The sequence below is a fragment of the Catellatospora sp. TT07R-123 genome (assembly GCF_018327705.1).
Lineage (GTDB): Bacteria > Actinomycetota > Actinomycetes > Mycobacteriales > Micromonosporaceae > Catellatospora.
On the sequence record NZ_BNEM01000001.1, the window covers coordinates 2,571,096 to 2,586,283 of the forward strand.

The following is a 15,188-nucleotide window of genomic DNA, read 5'->3' on the forward strand; positions in this document are numbered from 1 at the left end:
GATCAGCCCTTGGGGATCTCGACCTTCGGAACGACCGCGCCGGCCTTGACCTCGAACGCCCACACCAGCACCTGGGTCGGGTCGAGCTCGCCGTTCTTCTCGAACTTGTAGGTCACACCGGTCGCCGAACCGACGGCGTTGTAGCCGTCGATGAAGGCCAGCATGTCGGCGCGGGTGGTCTTCCCGGCCTTGATACCCGCGAGGAAGATGTTGGCGATGTCGTACGACACGTCGGCGTAGGTGCCCGGCTCGGCGCCGTTCAGGGCCTTGTAGTCGGCCACGAACGTGCCCTTGGCCGCGGTGGCCGGGGCGCAGGGGCAGGTCAGGACGGTGCCCTCGGCAGCCGCGTCGCCCGCGACCTTCACGAAGTTGGCGTCGTTGACGCCGTCACCGGCGACCATGGTGCCGGTCCAGCCGGCGGCACGCAGCTGCTTGAGCAGCAGGCCGGCCTCGGTGTAGTAACCGCCGTAGAACAGCGCGGTGGCGCCGCTGCTCTTGACCTTGGCCACGGTGGCGGCGAAGTCGGTCTGCTTGACCTGGACCTTGTCCTGGCCGGCGACGGTGCCCAGCACCTTGACGACCTCGACCGACAGACCGGCGCCGTACGCGGACTGGTCGTCCACGACGTAGGTCTTCTCAGCCTTCAGCACGTCCTTGATGTAGCGGCCGGCGGCCGGGCCCTGGGCCAGGTCGTTGCCCACGCCACGGTGGAACACGCCCCAGTCCTTGTCGCTCAGGCTCGGACGGGTCGCGGACGGCGTGATGATCGGCAGGGTGGCACCCTTGAAGGTGTCCAGGCTCGCCTCGGTCTCACCCGAGAACGCCGGGCCGACGATGCCGATGACCTTGGTGTCACCGGCGGCCTTGGTGGCCAGCGCCGGGGCCTTGGCCGGGTCGCCCTGGGAGTCGTACTCCTCGAGCAGGACCTTGCAGTCCGCGTGGTCCTTGTTGTACTGCTCAAGCGCGAGCTTCACGCCGTTGCGCATGTGAATGCCGAGACCGGCCGCGTCGCCCGTCAGGGCGCCGAAGAAGCCGAGCTTCAGGTCGCACACCTTCGAACCGGCGCCAGGGGTGCCGGCGTCGTCCTTCTTGCATGCCGCGGCGCCGCCGGCGACGAGCGCCAGAATGGCGACGCCCCCGAGCACCCGTGCGAGTTGCTGCCTCAAGGCTGGAACCCTCCTCCATCCGAGATCCGGGTCGATCCACCGCCGCCTGGCGGCGACCGGGCACCGGACCAGACCGTGTACCACGATCTGGGCTGGGACGTTATCCCAACCGGCGCCGAAGTAGTAAGACCTCGCTGAAGGGTTGACCCAACCGTTACTTGACCAGCCGCGCGAGGTCACCCGCCCAGGTGGCGGCCCGTCACCCGACCCGGATCGGCAGGTCGGCCAGCCACACCCGGCCCGCCGTCCCGTCATCGGCCAGCAGCACCATCCGGCCGCCCGCCGCCGCCACCCCCGCCGCCGCGTCGCCCTTGGCCGTCAGCGCCGCCGGCAGCGTCACCGGCGCCCACCGCCCCGCCTCCGGCGACAGCCACAGCCGGAAATCCACCGCGTCCGACACCACCGCGAGCACCGCCGGCCCAGCCGCCGCCACCGCCGGCACCCACGCCGTCGGGCCGTCCGTACGGTCGAACCCGCCCGCGTCCTGCCAGGCACCGCCGACCAGCCGCCACGCACCGAACACGTCCCCGCGCAGCCCCACCGCGACCGGCACCCCGGCGGCGGTCACCACCCGCCCGAACTCCTCGTACGCCGAGGTCGCCGGGCCCGGCACCCGCTGCCACGACCTGCCGTCGGCCGACGTCCACGCCAGCGGATCGCGGTCGATGCGCCCCGCCGGGGTCACCGCGCCCACCTCCAGCCAGCCGTCGGCCGTCGCCGTCACGTCGTTGGCCACCGTCCGGCCGCCGTCGTCGGAGGCCAGCTGCGGCGCCCCCTCCAGCAGGGTGAACTCGGTCGCGTCCGGCGACAGCCACACCGCCGCCCCGGACTTGCGGTTGCCCGCGATCGCGAACCCCCGCTGCCCGCCCCGGACGCGGGCCACGTTCACCGCGTCGTTGCCGCCGTACAGCTCGAAGTAGGCGGTCACCTCGACCAGCGAGCCGTCTGCCGCCGAATACCAGCTGCTCACCCGCGGGTTGCCGTGCGCGCCGCCGCTCTTGGCACCCAGCACCGCTACCCGGTCGCCCGCGCAGCCCACCGAGTAGAGGACGTCCTGCTCGCCGTAGAAGGTCTTCGGGTGCAGCGCCACCGGCTGCCAGGCCTGGCCGTCGGGCGCGGTCCAGGCCGCCGGGCGGGTCCCGCCGTCGGCGGCGGCCACCGCCCCGACCAGCACCCATCGCCCGCCGCACACCGTCGCGTCGCGCACCATCAGCCGCCCCGGGCCGCCCGGCGGGACCGGCAGCGTCACCGCCTGCCAGGCCGGGCTCAGCGCGGGCACCGGGGACGGCGGCGCGGACGCCTGACCGCCGCCGGTGCAGCCCGCCGCGGCCCCGCCGGCCAGCAGCGCGGCCAGCACGGCGACCGCCGTGACCCTGCTGCGGCCGGGTCGGCCCGGCCGCCCGCTGGAGCCGCTGTCACCGTCGATGGACCTGCGGCTCGTGAACACGCCGTGACCAGTGCGCATCCGGCGATTCTAGGAGCCGCAGTCCATTGTGGCTACTCCTCCGACGCCGCCGCGTCGGCCGCCTCGACGATGATCCGCTCGGCGACCTCGCGCATCGTCAGGCGGTGGTCCATCGCGGTCCGCTGGATCCACTTGAACGCCTGCGGCTCGTTCATGCCGTACTGCGTCATCAGCGCGCCCTTGGCCCGCTCAACCGCCTTGCGGGTCTCCAGGCGGTCGTTCAGCCCGGCGACCTCGGCCTCCAGCGCCGCCACCTCGGCGAAGCGGGACAGCGCGATCTCGATCGCCGGCACCAGGTCACTCTGCTGGAACGGCTTCACCAGGTATGCCATCGCACCGGCCGCGCGGGCGCGCTCGACCAGGTCGCGCTGGCTGAACGCGGTCAGAATGATCACCGGCGCGATTCGCGCCCCCGCGATCTTCTCCGCCGCCGCCAGACCGTCCATGATCGGCATCTTGATGTCAAGGATGCACAGGTCGGGCCGCAGCTCCTCGGCGAGCTTAACGGCGGTCTCCCCGTCACCCGCCTCGCCGACCACGTCGTAGCCCTCCTCGCCGAGCATTTCGGCAAGGTCGAGCCGGATCAGCGCCTCGTCCTCCGCGATCAGCACCCGCTTGCGCGCGGAACTTGCCTGCACCTCGGTCACCGGAACACTACCCCCACACCAGAACGCTGTTACTTAACCAGAAGCCTAGTCGGGTACAGTGTCCCAAGTTCGCCGGGATGGTGTAAGGGCAGCCACGATCGCCTCAAAAGCGATTGCTCGAAAGGGCGTGCGGGTTCGAATCCCGCTCCCGGCACAGCGTCGTACGGCTGTACCAAAATCGCCCTCGTGCATCCACTCGCCGTCAGATCGCACGCACGAGAACTCTTCGCCCAGGGCAGTTCGGTCCGCACGATCGCCCTGGCATTGAACATCCCCTATCAGACGGTCGCCAACTGGTGCCATCGCAAGGTCGCCGACGAGCGCCGGTTCACCGAGGCCAGATGCCCCCGCTGTCTCCAGCCCCCAAGCACGCCCGGCGCCGGCGAGCAGTACGCCTACCTTCTCGGCTCCTATCTGGGTGATGGACATCTCGTACTGAGGGCGAAGGTGCCGGTGCTGCGCGTGTACTGCGCCGACGCATACCCGGCGATCATGGATGCGGTCGGCGGCGCGATGCTGGCCGTTCTCGCCAACAGCGTCCAGCGGATCTCCGGGAAGAACTGCACCACCGTGCAGAGCTACTCCAAGCACTGGCCGTGTCTGTTTCCGCAGGCGGGGCCGGGGCGCAAGCATGAGCGCCCGATCGTGCTCGAACCGTGGCAGGAAGAGGTCGTCGCGGCCCACCCGGGCGCGTTCGTCCGCGGCCTGTTCCACTCCGACGGCTGCCGTACGACCAACCGCGTCACCAAGGCGGGCCGGGTCTACGAGTACCCGCGCTACCTGCTGGCCAACGAGTCCGCCGACATCCTCGCCCTGTGCGGCGCGGCCCTGGACCGGCTCGGCATCGCGTGGCGCCCCAACCGCCGCAACAGCCTGTCGGTGGCCCGCCGCGACGCCGTCGCCCACCTGGACCTGCACGTCGGCCCGAAGTCCTGACCAGGCCGCCTGATCCGAGGCGCGGCACACATCCCGTACACCGTCCTAGGAACCCAGCCCCGCACCTCGACCGGCATGATTTCCCATGGATTTAACAAGACGTTCGCCCTAGCGGAGGCCGGGGCGGCGGCGGGTCAGACCACGGCCGGGTTGAAGCGGGTGACCGCCTCCGGCAGGACGCCGGAGACCACGTGAGCGATGGTGACCTGGGTGAGGATGTGCCGCTCGGACTCCTCGACCGCACCCCACACCTGCTGCAACGCCGCCGCCGCGCCGAGCGGGGTGTCGGCGCCGCCCGCCCGCGGCGAGCCCAGCGGACCGTCGATGACCTCGATGACGTCGACGAGCGTGATCTGCTCGGCAGGCCGGGCCAGCCAGTATCCGCCTTCGGGCCCGCGCTGGGCGAAGACGATGCCGCCGCGCCGCAGCTGCAGCAGGATGCTCTCGCAGAACTTCGGCGGGATCTCCTGCGCGCGGGCGATGCGCTCGGCGGTGATCGGCGCGCCGCCGCCGGTCGCGAGTTCGATGGCGGCGCGCAGCGCGTAGTCGACGCGGGCGGAAAGTCGCATGACGCGATTATCGCTCAAAAAGATCACCTCCCCCACCGCGTTGCTGCCCGACCGCCCCGCCGCCGGTCTTGATCGCCGCTTCCGGTTAACAAATGCCCCTCGACGGCACCCCATGACCGAAACCCGCGATCTCCAACGCCGATGCTCGCGGGCCCCGCTGCGAAGATCGGCGTCTGCGGTCGGCGGGTCAGGTCAGGCTGCGCTTTCGGACCGGAAAGCGCGATCTTCGCCCCGCCCGCCCCGCCCGCCCAGCGCGAGCCGCACGGCGCCTCGCCCGGCGCGAGCCCCGCCCCGCACGGCGCGAACCGCCCGGCGGGGCGGCGGCGAGCCGCACCGGTCCGCCGGGCAGCGCGGATGTCAGCCGCCGACGCGGCGGAGCAGGCCCTCCTGGACCGCGGTGGCGATGTGCCGGCCGTCGCGGGTGAACATGCGGCCGGTGGCCAGGCCGCGCGAGCCGGAGGCGGACGGGCTGGCGCAGTCGTACAGGAACCACTCGTCGGCGCGGAAGGGCCGGTGGAACCACAGCGCGTGGTCGAGGCTGGCGCCGATGACGCCGCCGGGTCCCCACACCTCGCCGTGCACGGACAGCACGGCGTCGAGCAGGGTGAGGTCGGACATGTAGGTCAGGGCGCAGGCGTGCAGCAGCGGGTCGTCGGGCAGTTTGCCGTCCAGGCGCATCCAGACGCGCTGCCGCGGGTCGGCTTCGCGGGTGCCGGGGCGGACCCAGCCGGGTTCGCCGAGGTAGCGGACGTCCATGGGCCGCGGGATGAGCTTCCAGATGCCGAGGCGCTCCGGGTATGGCGCGAGCCGGTCGGTCATGGTCGGCACCTGGTCGGGGCCGGGCACGTCGTCGGGGGCGGGGTCGTGGTGGTCGAGCCCTTCCTCGCGTACCTGGAACGAGGCGGACATGACGAAGATCTCCTTGCCGCGCTGCCTGGCCACGGAGCGGCGGACGGAGAAGGAGCGGCCGTCGCGGATGCGCTCGACGTGGTAGTCGACGGGTTCGGTCATGTCCCCGGCGCGCACGAAGTATCCGTGCAGCGAGTGCACGGTGCGGGCGGGGTCGACGGTGCGCCCGGCGGCGGTGAGGGCCTGGGCGGCGACCTGGCCGCCGTAGATGCGGGGCGGGCCGACGGGAGGGTTCTGGCCCCGGAAGACGAGGTCGTCCACCGGGGCCAGGTCCAGCAGCTCGACCAGGCTGTCGACGGCGGCCTGGCCGGTCAGGGGCTCAGTCATGGCACTGAGCTTAGGTTGAGCTGGTGGCGGGTGTTCACGCGCTCCGGTTCGGCACGGCGAGCGAGCCGAGCTGGTGCACGCGCAGGGTGTTGGTCGAGCCGGGGGTGCCGGGCGGGCTGCCCGCCACGACGACGACGTAGTCGCCGACGTTGGCGCGGCCGAGGCTGAGCAGCTGCTCGTCGACCTGGCGGAACATGTCGTCGGTGTGGTGCACGAACGGCATCAGGAAGGTCTCCACGCCCCAGGAGAGCGCGAGCTGGTCACGCGTCGCCCGCTCGGGGGTGAAGGCCAGCAGGGGCAGTTCGCAGTGCAGGCGGGCGAGCCGGTGCACGGTGTCGCCGGTGACGGTGAACGCGACCAGGGCCTTGGCGCCGACGGCGCGGGCGATCTGGGACGCGGCCACGGTGAGCGCGCCGCCGCGGGTGCGGGGGTCGTGCTGCAGGCGGGGCACCGAGAGCTGGCCGGCCTCCGTGGTGGCGATGATCTTCGCCATGGTGGAGACGGTGAGCACCGGGTACTTGCCGACGCTGGTCTCGCCGGAGAGCATGACCGCGTCGGCGCCGTCGAGGACGGCGTTGGCGACGTCGGAGGCCTCGGCGCGGGTCGGGCGCGAGTTCTCGATCATGGAGTCGAGCATCTGCGTGGCCACGATGACCGGCTTGGCGTATTCCCGGCCGAGCTGGACGGCGCGCTTCTGGACCAGGGGGACCTGGTCGAGCGGCATCTCGACGCCGAGGTCGCCGCGGGCGACCATGAGGCCGTCGAAGGCGTCGACGATGGCTTCGAGGTTGTCGACCGCCTCGGGCTTCTCGATCTTCGCGATGACGGGGCGGACGACGCCGACCTCGTGCATGATCGCGTGGACGAGCTTGATGTCCTCGGGCGAGCGCACGAACGACAGCGCGATCAGGTCGACGCCGAGTTCGAGCGCGAAGCGCAGGTCCTCCGCGTCCTTCTCGGACATCGCGGGCACCGAGACGGCGACGTTCGGCAGCGAGACGCCCTTGTGGTTGGAGACCGGTCCGCCCTCGACGACGAGGCAGCGGATGTCGGGCCCGTCGACGCCGGTCACCTCGACGGCGACCTTGCCGTCGTCGATGAGCAGGCGGTCGCCGACCTTGACCTCGGCCGGGAGCTTGCGGTAGGTACAGGAGACGCGGTCGGCGGTGCCGAGGATGTCGTCGCTGGTGATGACAACACTGTCACCTGTACGCCATTCGACGGCGCCGTCCGCGAACTTGCCAAGTCTGATCTTCGGACCCTGGAGGTCGGCCAGCGTCGCCACAGCCTTGCCGGCCGCCGCCGACGCCTCGCGCACGCGCAGGTAGGCCTGCTCGTGGTCGGCGTGGGAGCCGTGGCTGAAGTTCATGCGGGCGACGTCCATGCCGGCCTCGATGAGCCCCCGGAGGCGCTCGGGAGACCAGGTGGCCGGACCGAGAGTGCAGACGATCTTTGCGCGGCGTGTCACGACCGGCAAGCCTAGTCCTCCGATGTGACTTACGTTGCAACGGGGCAACACTGTCTCAACAATTTCGGGGTATCGCGCTCACCGCGGACGGAAGTTTCCCCCAGACGCCCTGTCCGGCATCGAAGCAGGTCCCGGGCACGGGACGGTGCACGACGATCTCGTCGAAGCCCATTTCGGCGTACCGTCCGGCGAAGTCGGTGAATGCGTCGACCGACTCCAAAGGTGCTTCCTGAGTGAATCCGGTGAGCAAGATCTTGGACAATTCGGCGCTGTCGCGCCCGACCGCCGCGCACGCCCGGTCCAGCGCCGCGAGCTGCCCGGCGAGGATGCCCGGGATCTCGGCCGGGTCGGTCTCGTCGCCCTTGCGGGCCGGGCCGGTGGTGATCCAGGCCTGCCCGTGGGCGGCGGCCAGGGCCAGGCCGCGCGGGCCGGTGGCGGCGACGGCCAGCGGCAGCCTCGGCCGCTGCACGCATCCCGGCACCATGCGGGCCTCGTACGCGCTGTAGTGCTTGCCGTGGTGGGTGGTGACCGGGTCGGTGAGCAGCCGGTCCAGCAGCGGCACGAACTCCTCGAACCGCTCGGTGCGCTCGGCGGTGGACCAGGGCTCCTGCCCGAGCACGGTGGCGTCGAAGCCGATGCCGCCCGCCCCGATGCCGACGGTGATCCGGCCGTCGGAGACGTCGTCGAGGGCGATCAGGTCCTTGGCCAGGGTGACCGGGTGGCGGAAGTTGGGCGAGGTGACCATGGTGCCCAGGCGCAGCCGCCCGGTCGCGGCCGCGGCGGCGGTCAGGGTGGGTACGGCCCCGAACCACGGCCCGAACCGGAAGTCCCGCCAGGACAGGTGATCGTAGGTGTACGCCGCGTGGAACCCCAGGTCCTCGGCCTCGCGCCAGATGTGGCGGCCCTCGCGCCAGGGGTAGATGGGCAGGATCAGAGCACTGACTCGCACCATCTCGACGCTAGCAGCCCGCTCTGCCGGAACAGCCCCGTCCACGCCCTCGGTCAGCCGGATCACACCCGGCTTGTCATTGACGCTGGCCTATCCAGAGGAGGATTTTCCAAGATCCGTGCTCTAGATAGGCCAGCGTCGATGCTAGGCGGGTGCCGAACCGCGCCGCGCCGACATGCTCAGACGGAGGCGAGCGGGCGGGAGGCGGGGCGGACCGGGGCGGGAAGGCTCCCCGCGCCGCCGAGGTACGAGTGGATCGCCGCGGCGGCCGAGCGCCCCTCGGCGATCGCCCACACGATCAGCGACGCCCCCTTGTGCGCGTCCCCGGCGACGAAGACCCCGTCGGCCTCCGTCTGCCAGTCGGCACCGCACTCCACCGTCCCGCGGCGGCTGCGGGCCAGCCCGAGCTGCTCCAGCGCGGTCAGCGCGTCCGTGCCCTCGAAACCGATGGCCAGCAGCACCAGGTCGGCCGGGATCTCCCGCTCGGTGCCGGCCAGCTCGCTCACGACACCGCGACCCTCGATGCGCTCGACCACCACGTCGACCAGCACGATCGCCTTGACGTGCCCGGCGTCGTCGCCGACGAACCGCTGCACGGCGACCGCGAACACCCGGTCGCCGCCCTCCTCGTGGGCGGCGTAGTTGCGCAGGATCCACGGCCAGGTGGGCCACGGGTCGCGCTCGGCGTCGCGGGCCTGCGGGGGCTCCGGGTACCGGTCGAGCTGGGTCACCGAGGCTGCGCCCTGCCGGTGCGCGACGCCGAGGCAGTCCGCGCCGGTGTCGCCGCCGCCGATGATGATCACGTGCTTGCCCGCCGCGGTGACCGTGGCGGCCGCGCCGCCCGCCACCTCGACGTTGGCCTGCACGAGGTGCTCCATGGCCTGGTGGATCCCGGCCAGTTCCCGGCCGGGGGTGTCGGTCTGGCGCCCGGCCAGGGCCCCGGTGGCCAGCAGCACCGCGTCGTGCTCGGCGCGCAGCTGCGCGGCGGAGACGTCCACCCCGACGTTGACGCCGGTGCGGAAGCGCACCCCCTCGGCGGTCAGCTGCTCGACGCGGGCCTCGATGTGGTGCTTCTCCAGCTTGAAGTCCGGGATGCCGTAGCGCAGCAGGCCGCCGACGGCGTCGTCGCGCTCGTACACGGTGACCTGGTGTCCGGCGCGGGCCAGCTGCTGGGCGGCGGCCAGTCCGGCGGGGCCGGAGCCGACCACGGCCACCGCCTTGCCGGACGGGGTCGCGGCGGGCTCCGGCCGGACCTTGCCGTTCGCGTACGCCCGGTTGATGATCTCGACCTCGACCTGCTTGATGGTCACCGCGTCGTCGCCGATCGCCAGCACGCACGACGCCTCGCACGGAGCCGGGCAGAGCCGCCCGGTGAACTCCGGGAAGTTGTTCGTGCTGTGCAGCGACTGGATCGCCGCGCTCCACGAACCGGTGCGCACCAGGTCGTTCCAGTCCGGGATGCGGTTGCCCAGCGGGCAGCCCTCGTGGCAGAACGGGACGCCGCAGTCCATGCAGCGGCCCGCCTGCTCACGGATCAGCTCGTCGTCGGCGGAGGGGTACACCTCGCGCCAGTCCATGATCCGCACCGGGACCGGGCGCCGGGCCGGCATCCGCCGGCCGTAGCGCAGGAAACCATTGGGGTCAGGCACGTGCCACCTCCATGACCGCGGCGTTGACGTCGCGGCCGGCAGCCTCGGCGGCGCGCATTGCTTCGATCACGCGCTTGTAGTCGCGCGGGATGACGGCGGTGAACCGCTCGACGCTGCCCGCCCAGTCGGCCAGCAGCTTCTCGGCGACCGCCGAGCCGGTCTCGGCGTGGTGCCGCTCGACCAGCTCGTACAGGGCTTCGGCGTCGACGTCGGAGACCGGGCCGAGGTCGACCAGTTCCCGGTTGACCAGCATCGGGTCCAGGTCGAGCAGGAACGCGGCCCCGCCGGACATGCCCGCGGCGAAGTTGCGCCCGGTCGGGCCGAGCACGACCACGGTGCCGCCGGTCATGTACTCGCAGCCGTGGTCGCCCACGCCCTCGACCACCGCGGTCGCGCCGGAGTTGCGCACCGCGAAGCGCTGGCCCGCGCGGCCGCGCAGGAACGCCTCACCGGAGGTCGCGCCGTACAGCAGCGTGTTGCCCGCGATGATCTGCTCTTCGGCGGTGAACGGGCTGCGCTCGTCGGGGCGGATGACCAGCACCCCGCCGGACAGGCCCTTGCCGACGTAGTCGTTGGCGTCGCCGAGCAGGCGCAGGGTCACGCCCGAGGGCACGAACGCGCCGAACGACTGGCCCGCGGTGCCGTGCAGGGTCACGTCGATGGTGCCCGCGGGCAGGCCCGCGCCACCGGCGCGGCGCACGACCTCGCCGCCCAGCATCGCGCCGACGCTGCGGTGCTCGTTGCGCACCGCCGCCTCGATGCGCACCGGCAGCCCGCCGACCAGCGCCGCCTCGGCGTCGCGGATCAGCTGGTTGTCCAGTGCGGCGTCCAGGCCGTGGTCCTGCTCGCGCACCTTGCGCGGCGCGTCGCCGTACGGCGACACCGGCACGGCCAGCACCGGGGTCAGGTCCAGCCCGTGCGCCTTCCAGTGGTCGGTGGCCGGGGCCACCTCCAGCAGGTCGGCGCGGCCGACGGCCTCGTCGATGCTGCGCAGGCCCAGCTGGGCCAGGTACGCGCGCACCTGGTCGGCCAGGAACCAGAAGAAGTTCTCCACGAACTCCGGCTTGCCGTTGAACCGCTCGCGCAGGACCGGGTTCTGGGTGGCGATGCCGACCGGGCAGGTGTCCAGGTGGCAGACGCGCATCATGACGCAGCCCGCGACGATCAGCGGCGCGGTGGCGAAGCCGAACTCCTCGGCGCCCAGCAGGGCCGCCACGATCACGTCGCGGCCGGTCTTGAGCTGGCCGTCGACCTGCACCGTGACGCGGTCGCGCAGCCCGTTGAGCAGCAGCGTCTGCTGCGTCTCGGCCAGGCCGAGCTCCCACGGGGTGCCCGCGTGCTTGAGCGAGTTCAGCGGGGACGCGCCGGTGCCGCCGTCGTGGCCGGAGATCAGGATGACGTCGGCCTTGAGCTTGGCGACACCCGCCGCGACCGTGCCGACGCCGACCTCGCTGACCAGCTTGACGTGCACCCGGGCGCCCGGGTTGACGCACTTGACGTCGAAGACGAGCTGGGCCAGGTCCTCGATCGAGTAGATGTCGTGGTGCGGCGGCGGCGAGATGAGGCCGACGCCGGGCGTGGCGTGCCGGGTCTTGGCGATCCACGGCCACACCTTGTTGCCGGGCAGCTGGCCGCCCTCGCCGGGCTTGGCGCCCTGCGCCATCTTGATCTGGATGTCGTCGGCGTGCACCAGGTATTCGGTGGTGACGCCGAAGCGGCCCGACGCGACCTGCTTGACCGCGGAGCGGCGCAGGGGGTCGTAGAGGCGCTCGACGTCCTCGCCGCCCTCACCGGTGTTCGACTTGCCGCCGATCCGGTTCATGGCGATGGCCAGGGTCTCGTGCGCCTCGGCCGAGATCGAGCCGTACGACATCGCGCCGGTGGCGAACCGCTTCACGATCTCGCTGGCCGGCTCGACCTCCTCGATCGGGATCGGGGTGGCCTGCTTGAACGCGAACAGCCCGCGCAGCGAGCCCGCCTCGGCCGCCAGGCCGTCGACGGTGTCGGTGTAGCGCTGGAACACGTCGGCCTGGCCGGAGCGGGTGGCGTGCTGGAGCAGGAACACCGTCTCCGGGTTGAACAGGTGCACCTCGCCCTCGCGGCGCCACTGCCACTCGCCGCCGACCTCCAGGCGCCGGTGCGACTGCTCGGCCGGGTTGGTCGGGTACGCCACCGCGTGGCGGGCGACGACCTCGGCGTGGATCCCGGCCAGCCCGACGCCCTCGATGCGGCTCGGGGTGCCGGTGAAATACCGCTCGACCAGCTTCGACGCCAGGCCGACGGCCTCGAACACCTGCGCGCCGCAGTACGACGACACGGTGCTGATGCCCATCTTCGACATGATCTTCTGGACGCCCTTGCCGAGCGCCTTGACCACGTTGCGGATCGCCTTCTCGGGCGCGATGCCGGGCAGCATGCCGGTCGCGATCAGGTCCTCGACACCCTCGAACGCCAGGTACGGGTTGATCGCGGCGGCGCCGTAGCCGATGAGCACCGCGGCGTGATGCACCTCGCGGCAGTCGCCGGACTCGACGACCAGCGCCACCTGGGTGCGGGTCTGCTCGCGCACCAGGTGCTGGTGCACCGCGGCGGTGAGCAGCAGCGACGGGATCGGCGCCAGGTCGGCGGTGGAGTCGCGGTCCGACAGGACCAGGATGCGCACGCCGTCCTCGATCGCCTCCGACACGTGGCGGCAGATCTCGGTGAGCCGGGCGCGCAGGCCCGCGTGGCCGTCGCGCAGCGGGTACAGGCCGGAGACCCGCACCGCCTTGAAGCCGGGCAGGTCGCCGTCCTCGTCGATCGACAGGATCTTGGCGAGCTCGTCGTTGTCGATGATCGGGTACGGCAGCACGATCTGGCGGCAGCTGCCCGGCCCCGGGTCCAGCAGGTTGCCCTCGGGCCCGATGGTCAGCGACAGGCTGGTCACCATCTCCTCGCGGATGGCGTCCAGCGGCGGGTTCGTGACCTGCGCGAAGATCTGGTGGAAGTAGTCGTAGAGCAGGCGCGGGCGCTTCGACAGCGGCGAGATCGGCGTGTCGGTGCCCATCGAGCCCAGCGGCTCCGCCCCGGCCCGCGCCATCGGCGCGAGCAGGATCTTCAGCTCCTCCTCGGTGTATCCGAAGGTCTGCTGGCGGCGCTGCACCGAGTCGTGGGTGTAGACGATGTGCTGGCGCTCGGGCAGGCCCTCCAGGTGCATCAGCCCGCCGTGCAGCCACTCGCCGTACGGCGCGGAGGCGGCCAGCTCGTTCTTGATCTCTTCGTCGGAGCAGACGCGGCCCGCGGCGGTGTCGACCAGGAACATGCGGCCCGGCTCCAGGCGGCCCTTGGCCACGACGGTCGCCGGGTCGAGGTCGAGCATGCCCGCCTCGCTGCCCAGCACGACCAGGCCGTCGGAGGTGCGCCACCAGCGGCCGGGGCGCAGGCCGTTGCGGTCCAGCACCGCGCCGACGATGGTGCCGTCGGAGAACGCGACGCTGGCCGGGCCGTCCCACGGCTCCATCAGGCTGGCGTGGAACCGGTAGAACGCCTTCCTCGCCGGATCCATCACGGCGTCGTTCTCCCACGCCTCCGGGATCATCATCAGCACCGCGTGCGGCAGGCTGCGCCCGGCCAGGTGCAGCAGCTCCAGCACCTCGTCGAAGTTGGCCGAGTCGGAGGCCTCCGGGGTGCAGATCGGGAACAGGCGGCGCAGGTTGCCCGGCAGCAGCGGGCTGGCCAGCAGCGCCTCGCGGGCCTGCATCCAGTTGCGGTTGCCCCGGATCGTGTTGATCTCGCCGTTGTGCGCGATGAACCGGTACGGGTGCGCCAGCGGCCAGCTCGGGAACGTGTTCGTCGAGAAGCGCGAGTGCACCAGCGCGATCGCGCTGACGACGCGCTCGTCGGACAGGTCCGGGAAGAACGAGGCGAGCTGGTCGGGCGTGAGCATGCCCTTGTAGACCATGGTCCGCGACGACAGCGACGGGAAGTACGCCGCGACGCCGCGCTCGCGGGTCTCGCGCTCGGTCTGCTTGCGCACGCAGTACGCCACGCGCTCCAGCTCGATGCCGGAGAGGGGCTCGCCGTAGCGGTGTGCGGCGATGCTGTGCGCGGCGAGGAACACCTGGCGGATGCGCGGGCGGGCCTGCTCGGCGGTGGCGCCCAGGCCTTCGGCGTCGACCGGCACGTCGCGCCAGCCGAGGATCTGCGCGCCCTCGACCAGGGCGTACTTCTCCAGCACGGTCAGTGCGCGGGCCTCGTCGGCGCCGTTGACCGGCAGGAAGACCAGACCGGTGGCGTACTGCCCGGCCGGCGGCAGCGGGAAGTCGACCACCTCGCGCAGGAACGCGTCCGGCACCTGGAGCAGGAGGCCGGCGCCGTCGCCGGTCGTGGTCTCGGCACCGCGGGCACCGCGGTGGTCGAGCCGGCACAGGGCAGCCAGTCCCTTGGCGACCACGTCGTGGCTCTGGCGGCCGTGCACGTCGGCCACGAACGCGACACCGCACGAGTCGTGCTCGAAGGCGGGGTCGTAGAGACCGACGGCGGCGGGGGCCGCACTGAGGGGCTGCAGGGGGTGCGGGTACGGCGATGCCACCGGGCCTCCTGTCGTCACGGGGAAAGAACTTCGGTTCGGAGGCGATCGATGCCTCTTCCGAGCGGGACGACGTCGGCCCTATTTCGCTGAACTGCTTGTCGCTTGAATGCGGTGCAATCGTGCGCTGGTTCGGCGGTGCACGGACTCCCTCGTGCCGCGCACGAGTATGGGGATGAGTCTGTGAGTGTTGAGTCTACGTTAACCGGCAGGGGTGTCCACCAGACACAGATTGATCACACGTCCAAATGGCGGGATGCTACTTCCCAGTCTGTGTGAAGCGGGACGGTCCAGCCCAGGCAGGCAGCGCTGCGTTCATACGCGTTGCGGACGAGTTTCGGCCAGATGACATCGACATCGGCCGCGTTAACGAACCGTGCCGCCGCAGGTCACCACCAGTTTCGACATTTCCGCCGATAGCAGCCGCAAACAGCCCTAGTCTGCGGCTGAGGGCCCGCACAGGGCCACTGCACGCGGGGTCCGAGCCCGGCCGCCGACCGCGACCGGCCGCCGCCGGCTCCGCCCTGGCGGAAGGT

10 protein-coding genes and 1 tRNA gene are annotated in these 15,188 nt (G+C 71.7%); 2 read left to right on the forward strand and 9 right to left on the reverse strand.

What is annotated here, in order from left to right:
• Nucleotides 1-2: 2 nt before the first annotated feature.
• The 3 genes from Cs7R123_RS10895 to Cs7R123_RS10905 form a co-directional block, all read right to left on the reverse strand.
• Nucleotides 3-1,166 carry a branched-chain amino acid ABC transporter substrate-binding protein gene (locus tag Cs7R123_RS10895; RefSeq protein ID WP_212825706.1) on the reverse strand — a complete coding sequence of 388 codons (1,164 nt, stop codon included), beginning with the start codon at nt 1,164-1,166 and terminating at the stop codon, nt 3-5.
• 199 nt (nt 1,167-1,365) lie between these two features.
• Nucleotides 1,366-2,631, reverse strand: a complete 1,266-nt coding sequence (locus tag Cs7R123_RS10900; RefSeq protein ID WP_212825708.1) for a hypothetical protein — start codon at nt 2,629-2,631, stop codon at nt 1,366-1,368.
• 32 nt (nt 2,632-2,663) lie between these two features.
• A complete protein-coding gene (locus tag Cs7R123_RS10905) occupies nt 2,664-3,278 on the reverse strand; it encodes an ANTAR domain-containing response regulator (protein WP_212825710.1) in 615 nt (204 codons plus the stop codon).
• 71 nt (nt 3,279-3,349) lie between these two features.
• Here Cs7R123_RS10905 and Cs7R123_RS10910 point away from each other — a divergent pair.
• Nucleotides 3,350-3,432, forward strand: a tRNA-Leu gene (locus tag Cs7R123_RS10910).
• A gap of 32 nt (nt 3,433-3,464) precedes the next feature.
• Nucleotides 3,465-4,214 (forward strand): transcriptional regulator, encoded by a 750-nt coding sequence (locus tag Cs7R123_RS10915; protein ID WP_212825712.1) that lies wholly within the window; start codon nt 3,465-3,467, stop codon nt 4,212-4,214.
• A gap of 134 nt (nt 4,215-4,348) precedes the next feature.
• Here the strand turns inward: Cs7R123_RS10915 and Cs7R123_RS10920 are convergent, their stop codons facing one another.
• From Cs7R123_RS10920 to gltB, 6 genes are all read right to left on the reverse strand, one after another.
• Complete coding sequence (locus Cs7R123_RS10920) at nt 4,349-4,783, reverse strand: Rrf2 family transcriptional regulator (RefSeq protein ID WP_212825714.1); 435 nt, start codon at nt 4,781-4,783, stop codon at nt 4,349-4,351.
• A 357-nt stretch (nt 4,784-5,140) separates the two neighbouring features.
• The gene (locus tag Cs7R123_RS10925) at nt 5,141-6,019 is read right to left on the reverse strand and encodes an acyl-CoA thioesterase II (RefSeq protein ID WP_212825716.1); all 879 of its coding nucleotides are present in this window, start codon (nt 6,017-6,019) and stop codon (nt 5,141-5,143) included.
• Nucleotides 6,020-6,053: 34 nt separating this feature from the next.
• Nucleotides 6,054-7,487, reverse strand: a complete 1,434-nt coding sequence (gene pyk, locus Cs7R123_RS10930; RefSeq protein ID WP_212825718.1) for a pyruvate kinase — start codon at nt 7,485-7,487, stop codon at nt 6,054-6,056.
• 55 nt (nt 7,488-7,542) lie between these two features.
• Nucleotides 7,543-8,436 carry an LLM class flavin-dependent oxidoreductase gene (locus Cs7R123_RS10935; RefSeq protein WP_212825720.1) on the reverse strand — a complete coding sequence of 298 codons (894 nt, stop codon included), beginning with the start codon at nt 8,434-8,436 and terminating at the stop codon, nt 7,543-7,545.
• Between the two features lie 179 nt (nt 8,437-8,615).
• Nucleotides 8,616-10,085, reverse strand: a complete 1,470-nt coding sequence (locus tag Cs7R123_RS10940; protein ID WP_212825722.1) for a glutamate synthase subunit beta — start codon at nt 10,083-10,085, stop codon at nt 8,616-8,618.
• Nucleotides 10,078-14,655, reverse strand: coding sequence for a glutamate synthase large subunit (gltB, locus tag Cs7R123_RS10945; protein ID WP_212825724.1), 4,578 nt, complete (start codon nt 14,653-14,655; stop codon nt 10,078-10,080). Before gltB ends, Cs7R123_RS10940 begins: the two co-directional genes overlap by 8 nt.
• Between the last annotated feature and the right edge of the window lie 533 nt (nt 14,656-15,188).

Excerpts from the sequence above, each read along its gene's own strand:
- Cs7R123_RS10900 (WP_212825708.1), bottom strand. The coding sequence starts at position 2,631 with ATGCGCACTGGTCACGGCGTGTTCACGAGCCGCAGGTCCATCGACGGT.
- Cs7R123_RS10920 (WP_212825714.1), bottom strand. The coding sequence starts at position 4,783 with ATGCGACTTTCCGCCCGCGTCGACTACGCGCTGCGCGCCGCCATCGAA.
- Cs7R123_RS10925 (WP_212825716.1), bottom strand. The coding sequence starts at position 6,019 with ATGACTGAGCCCCTGACCGGCCAGGCCGCCGTCGACAGCCTGGTCGAG.